Source organism: Stenotrophomonas sp. PFBMAA-4 (assembly GCF_030053215.1).
Classification (GTDB): Bacteria; Pseudomonadota; Gammaproteobacteria; order Xanthomonadales; family Xanthomonadaceae; genus Stenotrophomonas.
This window is the reverse complement of record NZ_JASGBW010000008.1, coordinates 84,674-105,054: the sequence shown is the minus strand read 5'-3', so window position 1 is coordinate 105,054 and position 20,381 is coordinate 84,674. Positions and strand designations below refer to the sequence as shown.

The window sequence follows — 20,381 nt, the reverse complement described above, 5'->3', positions numbered from 1 at the left end:
ATGAGGCACGCGTTCACACCGCAGCGAGGCACAGTGCGTCAGCGTACCCGGAAACGTCCAAGGCGCGGGCATCAGCGTGGACTCTGCCGCATCGAATTTCCCATCCCTCACAGCCTGCATCACCGGGCACAAGCGGGCAGTTACGACATTCGCAGCACAGGCGGAGTTACGGCCGCCAGTTGGCGTTGTTCTCCCAGAACTGCACGGCGCGCTGGTAGGACTCGCGGTCCAGTGGCACGCCGGACCCGCCCTCCTCCACGCCCAGCGCGTTGCGCATCATGGTGATCGGCGCCATCGGCACTTCTTCCGGCTCGGCGGTGTAGATGCAGCCGACGATGCCCCAGTCCGCGTCGATCGGCGAGCCTTCCTTCGCCAGCTGTTCGGCGCTGTACAGGATCACTACCAGGTAATTCGCGCGCGGCGATTCCACGCCCTCGAACCAGCGCACCAGCACCGGCAGTTCCTCGCGGTTGCGCGCTTCGTAGCCGCTGCGCAGCAGGTGGCGGTTGGCCTCGGTGACCGGCACGGTCAGGCAGCGCGTGCTGGTCCAGTTCTCGTACACGAACAGCTTGCAGAACGGCGCATAGCCGTCGAGCACTTTCAGCGGCGCATGCGCGTTGAGGTGCGCCTGGAACTGTTCGGCGCTGATGTCCTGGATGGTGTTGGCGCGCGGCACGCGCGGGAACAGGCGGGGACGGGCGAATTCAGTGAGGACGATGGACATGGTGTGCCGGGTTGGAATATCAGGCGCACAGGGTAACCGGTGCGCCCGGCTACAGCGCCATCCGCTCGCGCAGCTCGCGCGCCTGCCGGCGTGAGACTTCCACCTCGCTGCCATCATCCAGCGTCAGGTCGTAGCCATCGGCAATGCTGGGCGTAACGCTGCGGATGCGCCGCAGGTTCACCAGCGTGTTGCGGTTGGCGCGGAAGAACAGCTCGGCTGGCAGGCGTGCTTCCAGCGCGCTCAGGCTGCGTGCCAGCAGCGCGTTCTGGTCGCGGAACCACAGGCGGGTGTAGTTGCCATCCACCACCAGCCGGCGGATCTCGCCCACAGCCACGAACCAGCAACGCTCGCCATCACGCACGAACACCTGGTCCTGCGCGCTCAAGCTGCCACCTGCGGTCACCGGCGGCGCGGCAGGCACATCGCGCTGGCGCACGCGTTCCAGCGCTTCATGCAGGCGCGGCGCTTCCACCGGCTTGACCAGGTAATCCAGCGCATTGGTCTGGAACGCGCGCACCGCATACGCATCGTAGGCGGTGACGAACACCACGGCCGGCGCATGTTCCAGGCCATCAAGCACATCGAAGCCGGTGCCGGAGGGCATCTGCACGTCCAGCAGCACGAGGTCGGGTTTCAATCGGGCGATCGCCTCGCGCGCGGCCGGCACGTCATCGGCCTCGCCCACGCACTGCACCCACGGCAGCGCCGCCAGCAGCGTGCGGAGTTCCTGCCGCGCCAGGCGCGCGTCATCGACGATCAGGACATTCAGGGTCGTGCGCATTGCGGAATCTCCAGAAGGGCCTGCATGCGGCCGTCCAACGGTTGCAGATGGAAGCGGCCACCGCGGCCCAGCTGCGAACGCAGGTAGGCCAGGCCGACGCCATGCCCGGCGGTTGCGGCGGCATTGCCTGCGGCGGCCACACCCAGCGGATTGTCGACCTGCAGCCGCAGCAGGCCGCCGCTGCACTGCGCGCTGATACGTACCTCGCCGCCGCCAGGACACACGGCGATGCCGTGCTTGATCGCATTTTCCACCAGCAGCTGCAGCGCCATCACCGGCAGGCGCGCCTGCGCGGCTTCGCCACTCACTTCGAAGTGCACCTGCAGGCGCTGTTCGTAGTGCACGGCTTCAACAGCCAGATAATCCTGCACCACGGCCAGCTCGTCGGCCAGCACGGCCTCCTCGCTGCGCGCGTGCTCCAGTGCATGGCGCAGCGTGCGCGACAGATCGGTGACCATCTGCCGTGCGCGCTCGGGGTCTTCGAGGATCAGCGCGCGCAGGTTGTTCAACGCGTTGAACATGAAGTGCGGGTTCAAGCGCGCGCGCAGCGCATCGCGCTCCAGCGCACTGCGTTCGGCTTCGGCACGCAGGCGCGCAAGTTCGGCCTGGCGCGCACTGCGCACGCCGTGCAGGCCGGCCCACAACGCGGTCCACAGCCCCAGCATCAGCACGGTGTTGAGCCAGTAGAGCAGGCGTGCGACCGGGCGGAAATCACCCGATCGGCCGCCGAAATCCACCCAGCCCAGTGCCAGCGCCGGCTGCAGCACCGCCGTCAGCAGCAGTTGCGCCAGTGCTGCACCCAGCAGCACCGCCAACGCCAGCCGCAGCACCAGCGCGCCCAGGTCCAGCCGCCACCAGTGGCGCCGCAGGGCCAGTGCGCGCACGCTGCCGCTGATGGCATACAGCAGCACGCCCAGGCCGACGCTGATGAGCGTGCTCCCACTGCTGCTGCCGCCACCAAACGCGCCGGTCATGGCGAGGCTGACCACGCAGAACAGCGCCCAGCCGAGGGTGTTGATCAACCAGAAGCGCAGCGTGGAGGTCGATTCGGGCATGGCAATGGCCGGCGGGGACGGAAGGGTCAGCGGTGGCTGTCAAGGAACGCCTGCACCTGCCCACGCAGCCATTGCGGATCATCCCACATCAGGAAGTGGTGGCCGGTCGCGCTCAGTTCGATGCGTACACCCGGCAGCGCGGCGTACTGCGACTGGAAGATCGCACGCGCCGATGCTTCGGTCGCCCCCATTGCCTTGTAGGACGCCCAGGCGCCCAGCACCAGCGTCGGTGACTGGATACCGGCCACGTCGCTGCGCAGGTCGGTCACCAGCAGCGAGTACATCGCATCGGCGGTGGTGGCGCGATCGCTGTCGCGGCCCCAGCGCTTCAGTTCGGGCAGGCGCGCGGCACTGTTGGTCAGAGGAGCCAGCGCCGCTTCGGCCTGCGCCTGGTAGCTGGCCGGGTCCGCAGCCAGCATGGCCGTGCGCATCTGTTCGGCCATCGGCTGCACGCTCAGTGCGGTCGCCTGCGGGTTCTGCATGCCCGCGTAGAACGGCAGCGAGTCGACGATGACCAGCGGCCCCAATGCGTCCGGTTCCTTCACCGCCATCTGCAGGGTCAGCACGCCGCCCAGGCTGTGGCCGATCACGGCCGGATGGTCCAGCTTCTGGTCATGCACGTAGGCCAGCAGCTGGTCGCGCATGGCCGACAGGAAATCCGCCGGACGCGGCGCGGCCGCGCGGGCACCGGCAAAGCCCGGCAGCTGCACCAGGTGGCACTGCACATCCTTCAACGCCAGGCAGGTCTCGCGCCAGACCTCGGCGCTGCTGTTCAAACCGGGGATCATCAGCAACGCGCGGCCGTGGCCGACCACCTCGACCTGCAGCTTGCCGGTGCCGGCCGGGGCTGCCTCGGCGGCATGGGCAGCGCCCGAGCCGAGCACGGCCATCGCCATGCCCAGCATGGCCAGCCGGGCCAGGGCCTTCATCGCGTAGTACATCGCCAGGATCATCTTCATCGGGTGTTCCTTCCAGGGGCGGGTGCGTGGGGGGTGCGGCCAGCGTGGCCGCGATGGGCGCCGCCGGGGTGCAGTTCCGGAGCAACGGCCGCCACGCCGGGTGAACGGTCGCCACGCCCTGCCGCCTCTTCACGCCCCCATGCTTCGCATCCATCTTGATGGAGAGATATACTCAACCGCACCCGCTGCCACTGCCCGTGCCATGACCGCCATCAGCTTCGAGTTCTACCCACCCAAGACCGATGAGCAGCGTGGCCAGCTGGACCGAACCGCCGCCCGCCTGAAGGCGTATGCCCCCGAGTACGTGTCCTGCACCTTCGGTGCCGGCGGCTCCACCCTCAGCTACACCTCCGAGACGGTGCGCCACCTCAACCAGCACCATGGCTTCGATGCGGCGCCGCACCTGTCCTGCGTCGGCGGCACCCGGCAGGAAATCCGCGAGCTGCTCAAGCTGTACCGCGCCATCGGTTGCCGGCGCCTGGTCGCGCTGCGCGGTGACCTGCCATCGGGCATGGGCTTCCCCGGCGACATGCGCTATGCGTCCGAACTGATCGCCTTCATCCGCGCCGAGCACGGCGATGCCTTCCGCATCGAAGTGGGCGCCTACCCGGAAACGCATCCGCAGGCACCGGACGCACTGACCGACCTGAAGCACTTCAAGGCCAAGGTCGATGCCGGCGCCGATGCGGCCATCACCCAGTACTTCTACAACGCCGACGCGTACTTCCACTTCGTCGATGAAGTGCAGCGGCTGGGCGTGCAGGTGCCGATCACCCCGGGCATAATGCCGATCGCCAACTTCAGCCAGCTGCGGCGGTTCTCCGAACAGTGCGGCGCCGAGATCCCGCGCTGGATCAGCCGCAAGATGCTGGCCTATGGCGACGACAGTGAGTCGGTGCGTGCGTTCGGTGCCGAAGTCGTGGCCAAGTTGTGCCAGCGGCTGGTCGAAGGCGGCGCACCCGGCCTGCACTTCTACACGCTGAACCTGGCCAAGCCGACGGTGTCGGTGCTGAAGCTGCTGAACGGCTGAAAGCGCACTGTGTTGTCGCGTTCAACGCTACCCTGTGGCGATGAAAGCCGTCCTGTCCCTGCTGCTGGTGCTGTTGTCCGCTGCCAGCATCGACGCCCACGCCCAATCCACGCGCTTGAACCGCTGCACCGATGCGCAGGGCCAGAGCGTCTATACCGACCGTCCCTGTGACAGCGTGGGCGCGCAGTCGCGGCGCCCGCCGCCGCCACCGGCCGGCAGTACCCTGCAGCGCGACAGCTTGGGCGCCAGCTGCCCTCGCCGCCTGAGCGAGCTGGTGCAGGCCCTGCACGACGCGGTGAACACCCAGGACGTCAACCGGCTGTCCACGCTGTACCTGTGGAGCGCGGTGTCCGATGCCGGCGCGCAGCGCATCCTTGGCCAGCTGGAATCGGTGGTGCGACGCCCGCTGGTGGACGTGGTGCCGGTGTATCCGCAGCAGGTTGATGAGGTGCAACCGGATGAGGGTCAGAGCCCTGCTGCGCAGGGATCCGACCCGGAGCCGACGGCGCCACGGCATCCGGTCGGCCTGCGCCTGGAACAGACCCTGCCGGGCAGTGCGGCGCGCGCGGCGACGGTGCTGGGGCTGCGGCGGCAGTACGGGTGTTTCTGGATCACGTTGTAGGGCCGCATCCACGCATGGCGTGGATCTACTGACGGCGGGCGAGACCGACCCTATCCACGCATGGCGTGGATCTACCGGCGTCCTGCGGCGGGGTAGCGCCGGGCCATGCCCGGCGAAGGGCCAGAAGCCCCGCGCTACCCGCCCGGCCACAGCCCGCGGATCGCGGCGATGCCCTGCCCGCCGTGGCGACGGGCCTGGCTGACCTGGCCTGCATCCAGCCCGCCCAGCGCGTAGATCGGCAGCGACACCTGCGCCCGCAACGCGGCGAACGCCTCCCAGCCCAGCGGGGTGGCTCCGGGGTGGCTGGCCGTGGCCTGCACCGGGCCGAGCACCGCGAAATCGCAGCCCAGCCGCTGCGCTGCCTGCAGCTGCGCCAGGTCATGGCAGGAGGCAGCCACCAGCTGGCCCTCCGGCAGCGGTCGTTCCTGCAGGGCCAGCAGCTGTTCGCTGCCCAGGTGCACGCCGATGCCCAGCGCGCGGGCCAGTTCGATATCGCGGTTGAGCAGCCATTGCACGCCCTGCCGGTGCGCCTGCAGGGCCTGCTCGATCAGCACCTGCCGCTGCGGGTGCGCGGCCGGCAGGCGCAGCTGGATGCGCTGCTGGCCCGTGGCCACCGCCTGCTGCAGCTGGTCCTGCCAGCGCTGCACGCCGGCCTCGCCTTCTTCCGGCGCCGGGGTGATCAGGTAGCGGTCGGGCTGGCGCAGCGCGGCCACCACCGGCAGGTCGGCCGGCGGCATCGAATAGCGGCCCAGCTTGTCCGGCGCCACCCAGGTGATGGCCTGGCCCTCGCGCCCGCGCGGGGTGCCCTTCCAGCTGCGGATGTGCCGCACCTCCAGGGTCAGGTGCTTGTCCGGGTAGTGCTGCGGCACGTCCATGATCCACTCGCCGATCTCGGCCTCGATGCCGAGCTCTTCGCGCAGCTCACGCACCAGCGCCTGTTCGGAACTCTCGCCGGCCTCGCGCTTGCCGCCGGGGAATTCCCACAGGCCGGCCATGTCGCGGTTCTCGGTACGGCGGTTGAGCAGCACGCGGCCACGGACGTCGGTGATGACGCCGGCCACGACATGGATCGATCGTTTCGGGGAAGGCATGGGGACAGGATGCCGAATCGGCAGGGCGCCGCGCAATGCCGGCCGCCGGCCCGGCGCGGCCATCGCCCCAGCCACAACGAAGAAGCCCCGCTTTCGCGGGGCTTGCTGGGGTCAGCTCAGCTGGCCGTGGCAGTGCTTGTACTTCTTGCCACTGCCGCAGGGGCACGGATCGTTGCGGCCGATCTTCGGCTCGTCACGCTGCAGCGGGCTCCCGCCCTGCTGGGCGGCTTCCACCTGTGCCGCTTCTTCGTCGGCGCTGTAGCTGCCGGCGTCCTGGTGCTGGAACTGCGACTGGCTCAGGCGGGCTTCCACCTGCTGCCGCTCGGCCGCTTCCAGCGCCTGCACTTCCTCGTCGCTGCGGATGCGCACGCGTGCCAGCAGGGTCACCACTTCGCGCTTGACGTTCTCCAGCATGTCCGAGAACAGCTCGAAGGCTTCCTTCTTGTACTCCTGCTTGGGCTGCTTCTGCGCGTAACCACGCAGGTAGATGCCCTGGCGCAGGTAGTCCATGCGGGCCAGGTGTTCCTTCCAGCTCTGGTCGAGCACGGTCAGCATGACGTGCTTTTCCAGCGCGCGCATGGTTTCCTCGCCCACGCCGGCTTCCTTCTCGGCGAAGTGCTGGTTGACGCGCTCCAGCACCTTCGCAGCGATGCCTTCGGCGTCCAGTTCCTCGTGCGACTTGACCATGTCCACCAGCGACATCTGCAGGCCGAAGTCCGACTCCAGGGTCGCTTCCAGGCCACGCAGGTCCCACTGCTCGTCCACCGAGTTCGGCGGCACGAAGCGGGCGACCACGTCGAAGATCACGTCGTCGCGGATGCCGTCGACGTTGTCCTTCACCGATTCGGCGTCCAGCAGCTCGTCGCGCTGGGCGTAGATCACCTTGCGCTGGTCGTTGTTGACGTCGTCGAAGTCCAGCAGGTTCTTGCGGATGTCGAAGTTGTGGGCCTCGACCTTGCGCTGCGCCTTTTCGATCTGGCGGCTGACCAGGCGGTCCTCGATGACGTCGTCTTCCTTCATGCCCATCATGCGCATGGCCTTCTGCACCCAGTCGGAGGCGAAGATGCGCATCAGGTTGTCTTCCAGCGACAGGTAGAAGCGGGACGAACCCGGGTCACCCTGGCGGCCGGAACGGCCACGCAGCTGGTTGTCGATACGGCGCGATTCGTGGCGCTCGGTGCCCACGATGTGCAGGCCGCCAGCAGCCTTCACCGCGTCATGGCGCTTCTGCCATTCGGCCTTGACCGCCGCCTTCTGCTCGTCGGTCGCGCCCTCGCCCAGCTCGTGGATTTCCGCTTCCAGCGAACCGCCGAGCACGATGTCGGTACCGCGGCCGGCCATGTTGGTGGCGATGGTCACGGCGGCCGGGCGACCGGCGTTGGCAACGATGGTCGCTTCGCGGTCATGCTGCTTGGCGTTGAGCACTTCGTGCTTCACGCCGGCCTTGCTCAGGTGCTCGGACAGCATTTCCGAGGTTTCGATCGAGGTGGTACCCACCAGCACCGGCTGGCCGCGCTTGGCGCACTCTTCGATGTCGGCCAGCACCGCATTGAACTTGCCCTTGCGGTTGAGGAACACCTGGTCAGGGCTGTCCTTGCGGATGGTCGGGCGGTTGGTCGGGATGACCACCACTTCCAGGCCGTAGATGCTCTGGAACTCGAACGCTTCGGTATCGGCCGTACCGGTCATGCCGGACAGCTTCTTGTACATGCGGAACAGGTTCTGGAAGGTGATGCTCGCCAGCGTCTGGTTCTCGCGCTGGACCGGCACGCCTTCCTTCGCTTCCACCGCCTGGTGCAGGCCGTCGGACCAGCGGCGGCCGGCCAGGGTACGGCCGGTGAATTCGTCGACGATGACCACTTCGCCGTCGCGCACGATGTAGTCCACGTCACGCTGGTAGATGGCGTGCGCGCGCAGGGCGGCGTTGAGGTGGTGGACCACGGTCAGGTTCTGCGGCGCGTACAGGCCTTCGGTTTCGCCGTCGAGGATGCCGGCTTCCACCAGCAGCTGCTCGGCATGCTCCATGCCCGCTTCGGACAGGTGCACCTGCTTGCCCTTCTCGTCGACCCAGAAGTCGCCCTCGCCGTCTTCCACTTCCTGCTTGACCAGGTTCGGCACGACGCGGTTGACGCGGATGTACAGCTCCGGGGAATCATCGGCCGGGCCGGAGATGATCAGCGGGGTACGCGCTTCGTCGATCAGGATGGAGTCGACTTCGTCGACGATGGCGTAGTGCAGGCCGCGCTGGTAGCGGTCGGCCTTGGACAGCGCCATGTTGTCGCGCAGGTAGTCGAAACCGAATTCGTTGTTGGTGCCGTAGGTGATGTCCGAGGCATAGGCCTCGCGCTTGTCGCTGTGCGGCATGCCCGGGTAGACCACGCCCACGCTCAGGCCCAGCCAGTTGTACAGCTTGCCCATCTGCGCGGCATCGCGGCGGGCCAGGTAGTCGTTGACGGTGACCACGTGCACGCCCTTGCCTTCCAGCGCGTTCAGGTACACCGGCAGGGTCGCGACCAGGGTCTTGCCTTCACCGGTGCGCATTTCTGCGATCTTGCCCAGGTGAAGCACCATGCCGCCGATCAGCTGCACGTCGTAGTGGCGCATGCCCAGCACGCGGCGGCCGGCTTCGCGGCAGACCGCGAACGCTTCCGGCAGCACCTTGTCCAGGGCTTCACCGCCGGCGATGCGCTGCTTGAACTCCGGCGTCTTGGCCTGCAGCTGCTCGTCGGAAAGCTTCTCGATCTCCGGCTCCAGCGCATTGATCTTGGCGACGATGCGGTTGAGCTGGCGCAGCTGTCGTTCGTTACGACTGCCAAATACGCGGGTAAGCAGGCTGTTGATCATTGAAGGAACCGGGTTGGATGGACACAGCGGCCCGGCCTCCCCCCCGGGGATCCGATCGCCGCAAACGAAACAGGGCGCCTGGCGCCCTGTCGATGGCAACACCCATTGTAGCTTGGGACGGGCCGCTGGGGTTTCAACCCCGTGGGCGTCTGCGGAACCGGGAACGGGGTCGGATCGACCGCGCTGCGCGCTCGCGGGGCGTGGCCCCGCGCTACCACCTTGGCCCGGTAGCGCCGGGCCATGCCCGGCGTTGGGTTCAACCGCGGCTGATGCGGCCGACCGGGGTATTGCCGCCGTCGCCGAGGAACTTGCGCGGGTTGACCACGTTGCCGTTCTCCCACACCTCGAAGTGCACGTGGGCACCGGTGGAGCGGCCGGTGGAACCGGCCTTGGCCACTTCCTGGCCGGCACGGACCAGGTCACCGACCTTCACCACCAGGCGCGAATTGTGCGCGTAGCGCGTGACATAGCCGTTGCCATGGTCGACGTCGACCACGTTGCCGTAGCCGCCCTTCACGCCGGAGAAGCTGACCACGCCATCGGCCACGGACATCACCGGGTCGCCGACGCGGGCGTGGAAGTCCATGCCCTTGTGGGTGGCGGCACCGCGGCCGAACGGGTCGGCACGGGTGCCGAAGCCGGAGGTGACGTAGCTGTTGCGGATCGGCATGCGCGAGGGCACGGCGTTCTGCTGCAGCTGGTGGTCGAACATCAGCGATTCCATCACCGACAACTGGCGGCCTGAAGCAGCGAAGCGCTGCTCCAGCACCTGTAAGTCGGCGTTGACGTCCTTGACCGGGATGTCCGCGGTCGGGCCGCCGGCATCGCCGTCACCCAGGCCGGGGGTCTCGTTGAAGTCGAACTCGCCGTCTTCCAGCTTGCCCATCTGGGTCAGGCGCTCGCCGAGGGCGTTCAGGCGGGTGGCCTGTGCCTGCAGCTCGCCCAGCCGGGCGGCCAGTGCGTTGACCTGGGTCTGCGCATCGCGCTGGACCTTGGCCAGTTCAGCTTCCTGGCGGTCGACCTTGGCCTGCAGGCGCGAGTCGTTCAGCGCGCTGGCGCCAATGCCACCGGCAAGGCCGATAATGCAGCCTACCCCGAGCACGCTGCCCAGCAGGGCGCGGGGGCGGTCCTCGAAATAGAACCGCAAACGCGCGATCGGCGATTTGGCCTGCCCTTCACGCGTTTTGATTACGATCTTTTTGAATGCCATCAGTGAGTTTTCATGTCTGAGCCGAAATCCAGCGTTCGTCCCGCGACCAGGCCGAAACCGGCACTGGATGCAGTGATGGCGGACAAAAGCGGGAACCCTCTGCGTCGTGCCCTGTGGCTCGATGCGCTGGACCGTCAGTTGCGCCCCCAGTTACCGCCCGCGTTGCGCAACCGTTGCCGGCTGGCCAATGTGGACGGGGAACACCTCATTTTTCTCGTCGAATCACCGGTCTGGCATGCCAAGTTGCGGCTTGCCGAAGCCCAGTTGCTCGACGCGGCCCGGTCCATCGGGCTGAAGGCCACCAAGGTGACCATCAAGACTGCGTCTCCCACTCCCACGCGCTCCCCAGCGCACGACAACCGGAATGGCCCCCACGCAGTTTCAGCCGCCACGCACAAAGGGCTACGCGACGCCTTGGCGGCCCTGCAGGATGCCCCGGTCAAACCGAAGCAAGGGTCCTGAGGACAACGGAGCATCCTGCTCCGATCCCCGTCGCGCGTGTCACCGCAGCGTGAAACATTTTCGAGGGCCGGGTCGCATCCTAGCCGCCCCGGGTGGTCGAGTCGTTAGATTGTTGTTAAATAATCGTTATATTCAGGCTTCCAGACAGTCTGGTTCACAAAACCGTGATCCGGAGCCGACAGTCGCTTTACCCGCTGCGCCATTCAGCCAGCAACGCCCAGAAACGACAACGCCGCCCTGGAAGGCGGCGTTTTCCTGTTTTATTTCAACAACCTGGAACGATCAGGCGTAGGCCGGAACGGCGTACACCACCGGATCTTCGGCGGTCGGCGACTCATAGGTCACCCACTCCCAGGCGGTGGCGTCGGCCATCAGCGCCCGCACCAGCTTGTTGTTGAGCGCGTGGCCGGACTTGAAGCCCTCGTAGGCACCCAGCACCTGGCCACCGGCCAGGTACAGGTCGCCGATCGCATCGAGGATCTTGTGGCGCACGAATTCGTCGGCGTAGCGCAGGCCGTCTTCGTTGAGCACGCGGAACTCGTCGAGCACGATGGCGTTGTCCATCGAACCGCCCAGGCCGAGGTTGCGCTCGCGCATGTACTCCAGGTCGCGCATGAAGCCGAAGGTGCGCGCGCGGGAGATTTCCTTGGTGTAGGCCATGGTCGAGAACTCGATTTCCTGGCGCGACTGCTTGGCCGGGATCATCGGGTGGTCGAACTGGATGGTGAAGCCCAGCTTGTACCCCTCATACGGGGTGAAGCGGGCCACCTTGTCGCCCTCGGTCACTTCCACGGTCTTCAGCACGCGGATGAAACGCTTGGGCGCGTCCTGTTCCACGATGCCTGCCGACTGCAGCAGGAACACGAACGGGCCGGACGAACCGTCCATGATCGGCAGCTCGGCCGAGGACAGTTCGACGATGATGTTGTCCACACCCAAGCCGGCCAATGCCGACATCAGGTGTTCGACGGTCTGGATCTTGGCGTCGTTGCAGGTCAGGCCGGTGCACAGGGTCACTTCGGTGACCAGTTCGGCCTTGGCCGGCACTTCCACCACCGGGTCCAGGTCCACGCGCCGGAACACGATGCCATGGTTGACCGGTGCCGGGCGCAGGGTCATGTAGACCTTGTCACCGCTGTGCAGGCCAACGCCGGTGGCGCGGATCGTGTTCTTGAGGGTGCGTTGCTGGATCATGGGGGTAGACCGGAAGTGACACGCTAGATTAACACGCACGGTCCCATACCCCGGCTGAAACGCCTCTGCAGGCTGCCGGTGGGACACGCGTCAAGCAAGGCGGCCGGGCCCATCCTGGCCCGGCGCCCGCATTATCAGGACATGGTGGCGCAACCCGGGGGGGACAAGCCCCGGGCAGCTCCGCTTAGTCCGCCTGGCGGCGCAGGAACGCCGGGATGTCCAGGTAATCGTTGGGCAGTTCAGCCGAAGCCGGGGCCGAGGAGGCCGGCGCCGACGGGGTCGAAGCGGCCACGCTGTCGCTGCTGGCACGACGCAGGCCCAGGCCCATGCCGCCGACGGCCTTGGACACGGCGTCGCCACCGTTGTCGAAGTCGCCGAACTCCGGCTGGCCGGTGGTCGCGTTGCGCACCAGCTTGATCGGTGCGCGCTCGCCCGGGCGCTGGCTCTTGCTGGCCGAGACGCGGTTCAGGCCGGTGGCCACCACGGTCACGCGCACTTCGTCCTGCATGTCCGGGTCGAGCACGGTACCCACCACCACGGTGGCGTCTTCGGAAGCGAAGCCATCGATGGTGCGGCCGATCTCGTCGAACTCGGCCATGGTGAAGTCGGCGCCGGCGGTGATGTTGACCAGGATGCCGTTGGCACCGGCCAGGTTGACGTCGTCCAGCAGCGGGTTCTGGATGGCGGCTTCGGCGGCGGCCTGGGCGCGGTCATCGCCACGGGCGGTGCCGGTACCCATCATCGCCAGGCCCATTTCGGACATGACGGTGCGTACGTCGGCGAAGTCGACGTTGATCAGGCCCGGACGCACGATCAGGTCGGCGATGCCCTGCACGGCGCCCTGCAGCACGTCGTTGGCGGCACGGAAGGCCTGGATCATGGTGGCGTTGCGGCCCAGCACGGTGATCAGCTTTTCGTTCGGGATGGTGATCAGCGAGTCGCAGTGCTGGCTCAGTTCCTCGATGCCCTTCAGCGCCACCTGCATGCGGCGTCGGCCTTCGAACGGGAACGGCTTGGTGACCACGGCCACGGTCAGGATGCCCATTTCCTTGGCCAGCTGTGCCACCACCGGAGCAGCACCGGTGCCGGTGCCGCCGCCCATGCCGGCGGTGATGAACACCATGTCCGCACCCTGCAGCGCGTCCATGATGCGCTCACGGTCTTCCAGCGCGGCCTGGCGGCCGACTTCCGGGTTCGCGCCTGCGCCCAGGCCCTTGGTCACGTTGGTACCCAGCTGCAGCTGCAGCTTGGCACCGCAATTCTTGATGGCCTGCGAGTCGGTGTTGGCGGTGATGAATTCCACGCCATCCACTGCCGAGTTGACCATGTGCGCCACGGCATTGCCGCCGCCGCCGCCCACGCCAACCACCTTGATCACCGCATTGGGTGCCATCTTTTCGATCAGTTCAAAATGCGCCATGTCCGTGTCCTCGTTGTATCCGCTTGTCGGTGGCATGGGCGTTCAGGCCTCCTGCCTTTGCGCGTCATGTTGCCGGTGCGGCTGTGTGGGTTGTGTGTTGCGTTGTTGCGTCGTGTTGCCGGTAATGCAACCGGGCGGACCCGGGTGGTGCAGGTTCCGCGTCAGAATTCGCCGCGGAACCAGGTCTTGAGTTTCTTGAACATGCTGCCCGCGCGTCCGGTCGGCAGCGACGGCCGGCGCGGATGCTCGTTCTGGCTGCCCATCAGCAGCAGGCCCACGCCGGTGGCATGCACCGGGTTGCCCACCACTTCGCCGAGGCCGGTGACGTGCTGCGGAATGCCCACGCGGACCGGCATCTGCAGCATTTCCTCGGCCAGTTCGACCACGCCTTCCATCTTCGAAGCACCACCGGTCAGCACCAGGCCGGCGCGCACCAGTTCCTCGAAGCCGGAGCGGCGCAGTTCGGCCTGCACCATCTCGAAGATCTCTTCGTAACGGCCCTGCACTGCCTGCGCCAGCGAATGGCGCGGCATGCGGCGCGGCGGACGGTCGCCCACCGACGGCACCTGGATGCTTTCCTCGGCGGTGGCCAGCTGGGCCAGGGCGCAGGCGTAGCGCACCTTGATCTGCTCGGCTTCCGGGGTCGGCGTGCGCAGCATGTGCGCGATGTCATTGGTCACGTGGTCGCCGGCGATCGGCAGCGACGCGGTGTGGCAGATCGCGCCCTGCACGAACACGGCGATGTCGGTAGTGCCGGCGCCCATGTCCACCAGCACCACGCCCAGTTCTTTTTCGTCGGCGGTCAGCACCGCCACGCTGGAGGCCAGCGAGGACAGCACCAGATCGTCCACCTGCAGGCCGCAGCGCTGCACGCACTTGCTGATGTTGGCCGCCGCGGACTGTGCGCAGACCACCAGGTGGGCATGCACTTCCAGGCGCACGCCGGTCATGCCGACCGGGTTGCGGATGCCTTCCTGCGAATCATCCAGCACGTACTCGCGCGGGATCGCATGCAGGATCTTCTGGTCAGCCGGGATCGCCACCGCCTTGGCCGCATCCAGCACGCGATCCAGGTCACCCCAGGTCACTTCGCCGTCGCGGATCGGCACGATGCCGGGCGAGTTCTTGCACTGCACGTGGTTGCCGGAAATGGAGGCGTACACCGAGCGGATCTCGCAGCCGGCCATCAGCTCGGCTTCTTCCACCGCACGCTGGATCGACTGCACGGTCGATTCGATGTCCACCACCACGCCACGCTTCAGCCCGCGCGATTCGTGCGAGCCGATGCCGATCACTTCGATCGGGTTGCCCGGCGAATACTCGCCCACCAGCGCCACCACCTTGGAGGTGCCGATATCCAGGCCGACGATCAGCGATTTGTCACCCTTGCGATTCATGTCCTTTCCTGCGTTCGTCTGGCCGGGGTCGCGGGTGCGCCGGCCGGCGTGGCCGGCGTTCCCCAGCTCAGGGTGAAACCATTGGTGTATCGGAGGTCGGCGCGCTCGATCGGCGCAGCCTGGTTGGCCAGCTGCGGCAGCACGCGCACGAAGCGCTGCAGGCGCGAGCGGGCATCGTCACGGCCGACCACCACTTCGGTGCCATTGCTCAGCAGCAGCGACCAGCTGCCGCGCGCATCCATGGTCAGGCGGCGCACGTCCACACCGGCCGGTGCGAACAGCGCGCGCGCATCGTTGTACAGCTTCACCACTTCTTCGGTCTGGCTGTCCGGGCCATCCAGCTCGGGCAGCTGCAGGTCGGCCAGCTTCTTCGGCGTGGGGAACAGCTTGCCCTGCTCGGAGAGCAGGCGGCCTTCGCCCCAGCGCGCGAACGGCTTGTGCTCGACCAGGGTCACTTCCAGCACGTCCGGCCACTGCTTGCGCACCTGCGCGCTTTCCACCCACGGCAGCTTTTCCAGGGCGTCCTGCGCGTCCTGCAGCTTGACCGCGAAGAAGCCGGCATGCGCGTACGGCAGCAGCACCTGCTGCAGCTGTTCCGGCGGCACCCGCTTGAACTCACCGTGCACGCGCAGCTTCGCCAGCGGCCAGCGCTCGGCGCCGACCCAGCCATTGACCACGGCCACCACCGGCAGTGCAACCACCGACAGGGCCAACAGCCAGACGAAGATGCGCAGCAGCGCGTTCATGCGTGCGTTGCCTCCAGAGTCTGTTCCAGCACGCGCCACACCAGTTCCTCGAACCCGATGCCAGCCTGCGCTGCAGCCTTGGGCACCAGCGAGTGGCTGGTCATGCCCGGCGCGGTATTCACTTCCAGCAGGAAGAAGCGGCCGCTGGCGCGGTCGCGCATCACGTCCACGCGGCCCCAGCCACGGCAGCCGGCAGCGCGGAACGCGGCCAGGGCGATGCGGCGGATTTCTTCTTCGTCAGCGCCGTCCAGGCCCGGGCACAGGTACTGGGTGTCCTCGGCGATGTACTTGGCGTTGTAGTCGTACCACTGGCCCTTGGGCACGATGCGGATCGACGGCAGCGCGACGTCACCAAGGATGGCCACGGTCAGTTCGTCACCCACCACCATCTGTTCCATCAGCAGCTGGCCGTCGTAGCGCGCAGCCAGAGCCACCGCTTCGTCCAGGCCTGCCTCGTCGGTCACCCGGCTGATGCCCACGCTGGAACCCTCGTTGGCCGGCTTGACCACCACCGGCAGGCCGAGTTCGGCCGCATTGGCATGCACGTTCTCCGCGGTCACCTTGCGGTACTGCGGGGTCGGCAGGCCCAGCGACAGCCACACCTGCTTGGTGCGGATCTTGTCCATGCTCAGCGCCGAACCCAGCACGTCAGAACCGGTGTACGGCACGCCAAAGGCGTCCATCAGGCCCTGCACGATGCCGTCCTCACCACCACCGTTGTGGCCGTGCAGGATGTTGAACACGCGGTCGATGCCGCCGGCGGCCAGCGCCGTGGCCAGCGCCGGGATGCCATCCACGGCAACCGCATCGACGCCGCGCGACTGCAGCGCTTCAAGTACGTTGCGGCCCGAATCCAGCGACACCTCGCGTTCGCTGGAACTGCCGCCCAGCAGCACCGCGACGCGGCCGAACACGGCCGGGTCGGTGGCGCGCAGCGGCGGGAAGGTCAGTGCGCTCACGCCTGGCCCTCCGCCTTGAAGCCTTCCACGGCGATGTGGCTGGCGACGGCGCCGATGTCGCCCGCCCCCATCATCAGCAGCAGGTCACCGTCCTGCAGCACGTCCGGCAGCACGCTGGCCAGCTCGGCCGCCTTGCCCACCACCACCGGTTCGCTGCGGCCACGCGCACGGATGGCGCGGGCCAGGGCGTGCGAATCGGCACCGGCAATCGGCTCTTCGCCGGCCGGGTAGACCTCGCTCAGCACCAGCGCATCGACGCTGGACAGCACGGCGGCAAACTTGTCGAACTGGTCGCGGGTACGGCTGTAGCGGTGCGGCTGGAACGCCACCACCAGGCGCTTGTCGGTCCAGCCACCACGGGCGGCGGCGAACACCGCTTCCAGCTCGCTGGGGTGGTGGCCGTAGTCGTCGATGATGCGCACCTTGGCGCCGCTGGCGGTGGTCACTTCGCCCAGGTCGTTGAAGCGGCGGCCGACGCCGGCGAAGCTTTCCAGTGCACGCGCGATCGCGTCCGGGGCCACGCCCAGCTGCCAGCCGACCGCAGCGGCGGCCAGCGCGTTCAGCACGTTGTGCTTGCCCGGCAGGGCCAGCACCACTTCCTGGCTGGTGCCCTGCGGCAGGCGCAGGGTGAAGCGCATGCGCGAGCCTTCCTGCACCACGTTCTCGGCGCGCACGTCGGCCTGCGGGCTCATGCCGTAGCTCATCACGTGGCGCGGGGTCTTCGCCGCCAGTGCGGCCACTTCCGGGTCGTCGATGCACAGCACGGCCAGGCCGTAGAACGGCAGGCGCTGCAGGAACTCGGCGAACGCCGCCTGCACGCGGGCGAAATCGTTGCCGTAGTTTTCCAGGTGGTCGGCATCGATGTTCGTGATGATCGACATCAGCGGGTTCAGGCGCAGGAAGCTGCCGTCGCTTTCGTCGGCCTCGGCCACCAGCCACTGGCCACCACCGAGCTTGGCGTTGGCACCGGCGGCCAGCAGCTGGCCACCGATCACGAACGTCGGGTCCAGGCCACCTTCGCTCAGCACCGCAGCGGTCAGGCTGGTGGTGGTGGTCTTGCCGTGCGTGCCGGCCACGGCGATGCCGCGGCGGAAGCGCATCAGCTCGGCCAGCATGGCCGCGCGCGGCATGATCGGAATGCGCTGGCTGCGCGCTTCCATCAGTTCCGGGTTGTCTTCGCGGATGGCGCTGGACACCACCACGCAGTCGGTGCCCAGCACGTTGGCCGCCGAGTGGCCACGCATGATGCGCGCCCCCAGGCCAGCCAGGCGGCGGGTGGCCGCGTTGTCGGCGTTGTCCGAACCTGACACTTCATAGCCCAGCGTCAGCATCACTTCGGCGATGCCGCTCATGCCGGTACCGCCGATGCCGACGAAATGCACGCGCGGGAACGCGCGCACCAGGTCGTTGGTGTCGTGCAGGCGGCGGATCATGCGCGGCCTCGCGCGTGGCAGGCGCAGTAGCGGGCCTTCTTCATACAGCTTCCTCAAGAATGATATCGGCGATGCGCTCGGCGGCATCGACCTTGGCCAGCGCACGCGCGGCTTGCGCCATCTGCATGCGGCGGGCGGGATTTTCGGACAGTTCGCGCAGCAGTGCGGCAATGCCGTCGGCCAGCGTTCCATCCTGCTTCAGCAACACGGCCGCGTCGCGCTCGACCAGGTACTCCGCATTGCGGGTCTGGTGATCGTCGACGGCGGCGGGGAACGGCACCAGCACGCTGCCCACACCCACGGCGCACAGCTCGGCCAGGGTGGACGCGCCCGCGCGGCACACCACCAGGTCGGCCCATGCGAAGGCCTCGGCCATGTCGGCGATGAACGGGGTGATTTCAGCCTGCACGACGGCCTTGGCATACGCCTCGACCGCTTCGGCATGCAGCTTCTCGCCGCTCTGGTGGCGCACCTGCACCGGCACGGCACTGCCCAGTGCAGCAATGGCCTGCGGCACGCCGGTGTTGAGTGCGCGCGCGCCCTGGCTGCCGCCCACCACCAGCAGCCGCAGCGGGCCCTGGCGATCGGCGAAGCGCTGTTCCGGCGGCGCGATGGCGGCGATCTCCGCGCGCACCGGGTTGCCCACGAACTCCTCGCCCTTGGCGAAGGTGCCCGGGAAACCGGTCAGCAGGCGGCGCGCGTAGCGGGCCAGGATGCGGTTGGTCATGCCCGGCGCACGGTTCTGTTCGTGCACCAGCAACGGCAGGCCATGCAGGCGCGTGGCCATGCCGCCGGGGCCGGAGGCGAAACCACCGAAGGCGACCACGGCACGCGGCTGGCGCTTGCGGATGATCATGCCGGCCGCGCGCAGGGCGCGCATCAGCCGCCACGGCGCGCCCAGCAGGGCCAGCTTGCCCTTGCCGCGCAGGCCGGTGATGGCCAGCGTGTCGATCGGAATGTCGTGCTGCGGCACCAGGCGGGTTTCCATCGCACCGTCGGCCCCCATCCAGGTGACCGGCACGCCGCGCTGGCGCAGCACGCGGGCCACGGCCAGGCCGGGGAAGATGTGGCCACCGGTACCGCCGGCCAGGATCATCACCGGGCGGGCCTGGGTGGTCGGGGTGGAGGCGGTGCTCATGACAGCCTCCCGAAGGTCGGTTCGATGCGCGACTGCAGGCGGCTGGTGCCACGTGCGGCCGCCGGTGCAGCGGCAGCCACCGGTTCGGCGCCCATCGGCGCACTGGCGGCGGCCGGCGCGGCCGGCTCCGGCACGGGCGCGGCCACGACGTCTTCGCCACCACCGATGCGCACGGCCTGGCGGCGCTCGGCGCGCTTCAGTTCATAGGACACGCGCAGCAGCAGGCCCATCGCCACGCAGGTCATCAGCACGGACGAACCGCCCGACGAGATCAGCGGCAGGGTCAGGCCCTTGGTCGGCAGGATGCCCAGGTTCACGCCGATCGAGACAAAGGTCTGCATGCTGATCCACAGGCCGATGCCGAAGGCGATGTAGCCGGAGAAGTGGCGCTTCATTTCCACGCAGCGCATGCCCAGCCAGAAGGTGCGGCCGACCAGCAGCGCGTACAGGGCCACGATCACGCAGGTGCCCAGGAAGCCGAATTCCTCGGCGGTGACCGAGAAGATGAAGTCGGTATGCGCTTCGGGCAGGTAGTACAGCTTCTGCACCGAGTTGCCCAGGCCCACGCCGGTCCACTCGCCACGGCCCACGGCCATCAGCGCGTTGGACAGCTGGTAGCCGTCGCCCTGCTGGTCGGCCCACGGGTCCAGGAAGGAGGTGATGCGGCGCATGCGGTACGGCTCGATGATCGCCAGCGCGCTCATGCCGACCAGGCCGATGATCACCGGCATCGACATGCGCGGCATGTTGACGCCACCCAGCACCAGCATGCCGGCGGTGATCGCCAGCAGCAGGGTGGACGAACCGAAGTCCGGCTGCAGCAGCAGCAGCACCACCAGCGCACCGGCCACGCCCAGCGGCTTGAGCATCGCCGGCCAGGTCGCATTGACCTCGTCGCGGAAACGCACCAGGTAGCTGGACAGCCAGACGATGTAGAGGACCTTCACCGCTTCGACCGTCTGGAACTTGGAGATGCCCAGGTTGATCCAGCGGCGCGCGCCGTTGACGGTGCTGCCCAGGCCCGGCGTGAACACCGCCAGCAGCAGCACGAAGCAGCCCAGCAGCAGCAGCTGGTTGTACTGCTCGATCGACTTCAGCTCGGTGCGGGCGGCGACGACCGCCAGCACGATGCCCACCGCCAGGAAGATCAGGTGGCGGTTGAGGTAGTAGAACGGGCTGCTCATCAGCGCGATCGAGCTGGACGCCACCATGACCACGCCAATGCCCGTGAGCGCGATGATCGCGCCCAGCAGCCACTTGTCGTAGCTGCCTTCGATGGCTTCGAGGCGTGTTGCCTGGCGGGACAGGTCGTTCAT

General features: G+C 67.8%; 18 protein-coding genes. 3 read left to right on the top strand and 15 right to left on the bottom strand.

All coding sequences use genetic code 11. The features are described 5' to 3' along the window. Positions 1-166 precede the first annotated feature (166 nt). From QMZ26_RS07565 to QMZ26_RS07550, 4 genes are read right to left on the bottom strand one after another with little or no spacing between them, the layout of a single operon-like run. Positions 167-724 carry a DUF3228 family protein gene (locus tag QMZ26_RS07565; RefSeq protein ID WP_283221064.1) on the bottom strand — a complete coding sequence of 186 codons (558 nt, stop codon included), beginning with the start codon at positions 722-724 and terminating at the stop codon, positions 167-169. Between the two features lie 49 nt (positions 725-773). Then, positions 774-1,505 (bottom strand): LytTR family DNA-binding domain-containing protein, encoded by a 732-nt coding sequence (locus QMZ26_RS07560; RefSeq protein ID WP_283221063.1) that lies wholly within the window; start codon positions 1,503-1,505, stop codon positions 774-776. Then, complete coding sequence (locus QMZ26_RS07555) at positions 1,490-2,560, bottom strand: histidine kinase (protein WP_283221062.1); 1,071 nt, start codon at positions 2,558-2,560, stop codon at positions 1,490-1,492. Before QMZ26_RS07555 ends, QMZ26_RS07560 begins: the two co-directional genes overlap by 16 nt. A 26-nt stretch (positions 2,561-2,586) precedes the next feature. Next, entirely contained in the window at positions 2,587-3,519 is a 933-nt protein-coding gene (locus QMZ26_RS07550; protein ID WP_283221061.1) for an alpha/beta hydrolase, read from the bottom strand. A 202-nt stretch (positions 3,520-3,721) separates the two neighbouring features. Between QMZ26_RS07550 and metF the strand changes: the two genes are divergently transcribed. Then, on the top strand, positions 3,722-4,549 hold the full coding sequence (metF, locus tag QMZ26_RS07545) for a methylenetetrahydrofolate reductase [NAD(P)H] (RefSeq protein ID WP_283221060.1): 828 nt from the start codon (positions 3,722-3,724) through the stop codon (positions 4,547-4,549). Between the two features lie 40 nt (positions 4,550-4,589). Beyond that, on the top strand, positions 4,590-5,171 hold the full coding sequence (locus QMZ26_RS07540) for a DUF4124 domain-containing protein (RefSeq protein ID WP_283221059.1): 582 nt from the start codon (positions 4,590-4,592) through the stop codon (positions 5,169-5,171). Between the two features lie 134 nt (positions 5,172-5,305). On the opposite strand, the gene QMZ26_RS07535 is transcribed toward QMZ26_RS07540, so the two are convergent. The 3 genes from QMZ26_RS07535 to QMZ26_RS07525 form a co-directional block, all read right to left on the bottom strand. Next, a complete protein-coding gene (locus QMZ26_RS07535) occupies positions 5,306-6,262 on the bottom strand; it encodes a Nudix family hydrolase (RefSeq protein WP_200733249.1) in 957 nt (318 codons plus the stop codon). A 111-nt stretch (positions 6,263-6,373) separates the two neighbouring features. Next, positions 6,374-9,106, bottom strand: coding sequence for a preprotein translocase subunit SecA (gene secA / locus QMZ26_RS07530; RefSeq protein WP_079220639.1), 2,733 nt, complete (start codon positions 9,104-9,106; stop codon positions 6,374-6,376). 256 nt (positions 9,107-9,362) lie between these two features. Further along, positions 9,363-10,316 carry a M23 family metallopeptidase gene (locus QMZ26_RS07525; protein ID WP_200733248.1) on the bottom strand — a complete coding sequence of 318 codons (954 nt, stop codon included), beginning with the start codon at positions 10,314-10,316 and terminating at the stop codon, positions 9,363-9,365. Positions 10,317-10,328: 12 nt separating this feature from the next. Between QMZ26_RS07525 and QMZ26_RS07520 the strand changes: the two genes are divergently transcribed. Then, complete coding sequence (locus tag QMZ26_RS07520) at positions 10,329-10,778, top strand: DUF721 domain-containing protein (RefSeq protein ID WP_079220637.1); 450 nt, start codon at positions 10,329-10,331, stop codon at positions 10,776-10,778. 282 nt (positions 10,779-11,060) lie between these two features. Here the strand turns inward: QMZ26_RS07520 and lpxC are convergent, their stop codons facing one another. The 8 genes from lpxC to ftsW form a co-directional block, all read right to left on the bottom strand. Then, positions 11,061-11,972, bottom strand: a complete 912-nt coding sequence (lpxC, locus tag QMZ26_RS07515) for a UDP-3-O-acyl-N-acetylglucosamine deacetylase (RefSeq protein ID WP_079220636.1) — start codon at positions 11,970-11,972, stop codon at positions 11,061-11,063. Between the two features lie 184 nt (positions 11,973-12,156). After that, entirely contained in the window at positions 12,157-13,392 is a 1,236-nt protein-coding gene (gene ftsZ / locus QMZ26_RS07510; protein WP_079220635.1) for a cell division protein FtsZ, read from the bottom strand. A 161-nt stretch (positions 13,393-13,553) separates the two neighbouring features. Next, complete coding sequence (gene ftsA / locus QMZ26_RS07505; protein ID WP_079220634.1) at positions 13,554-14,789, bottom strand: cell division protein FtsA; 1,236 nt, start codon at positions 14,787-14,789, stop codon at positions 13,554-13,556. Next, positions 14,786-15,535 (bottom strand): cell division protein FtsQ/DivIB, encoded by a 750-nt coding sequence (locus QMZ26_RS07500; protein WP_200733247.1) that lies wholly within the window; start codon positions 15,533-15,535, stop codon positions 14,786-14,788. The genes ftsA and QMZ26_RS07500 overlap by 4 nt, the downstream gene beginning before the upstream one ends. After that, entirely contained in the window at positions 15,532-16,494 is a 963-nt protein-coding gene (locus tag QMZ26_RS07495) for a D-alanine--D-alanine ligase (protein ID WP_283221058.1), read from the bottom strand. Before QMZ26_RS07495 ends, QMZ26_RS07500 begins: the two co-directional genes overlap by 4 nt. Further along, on the bottom strand, positions 16,491-17,927 hold the full coding sequence (gene murC, locus QMZ26_RS07490; RefSeq protein ID WP_200733245.1) for a UDP-N-acetylmuramate--L-alanine ligase: 1,437 nt from the start codon (positions 17,925-17,927) through the stop codon (positions 16,491-16,493). The genes QMZ26_RS07495 and murC overlap by 4 nt, the downstream gene beginning before the upstream one ends. Before the next feature lie 40 nt (positions 17,928-17,967). Beyond that, positions 17,968-19,065 (bottom strand): undecaprenyldiphospho-muramoylpentapeptide beta-N-acetylglucosaminyltransferase, encoded by a 1,098-nt coding sequence (gene murG, locus QMZ26_RS07485; protein ID WP_283221057.1) that lies wholly within the window; start codon positions 19,063-19,065, stop codon positions 17,968-17,970. Beyond that, the gene (ftsW, locus tag QMZ26_RS07480; protein ID WP_283221056.1) at positions 19,062-20,381 is read right to left on the bottom strand and encodes a putative lipid II flippase FtsW; all 1,320 of its coding nucleotides are present in this window, start codon (positions 20,379-20,381) and stop codon (positions 19,062-19,064) included. Before ftsW ends, murG begins: the two co-directional genes overlap by 4 nt.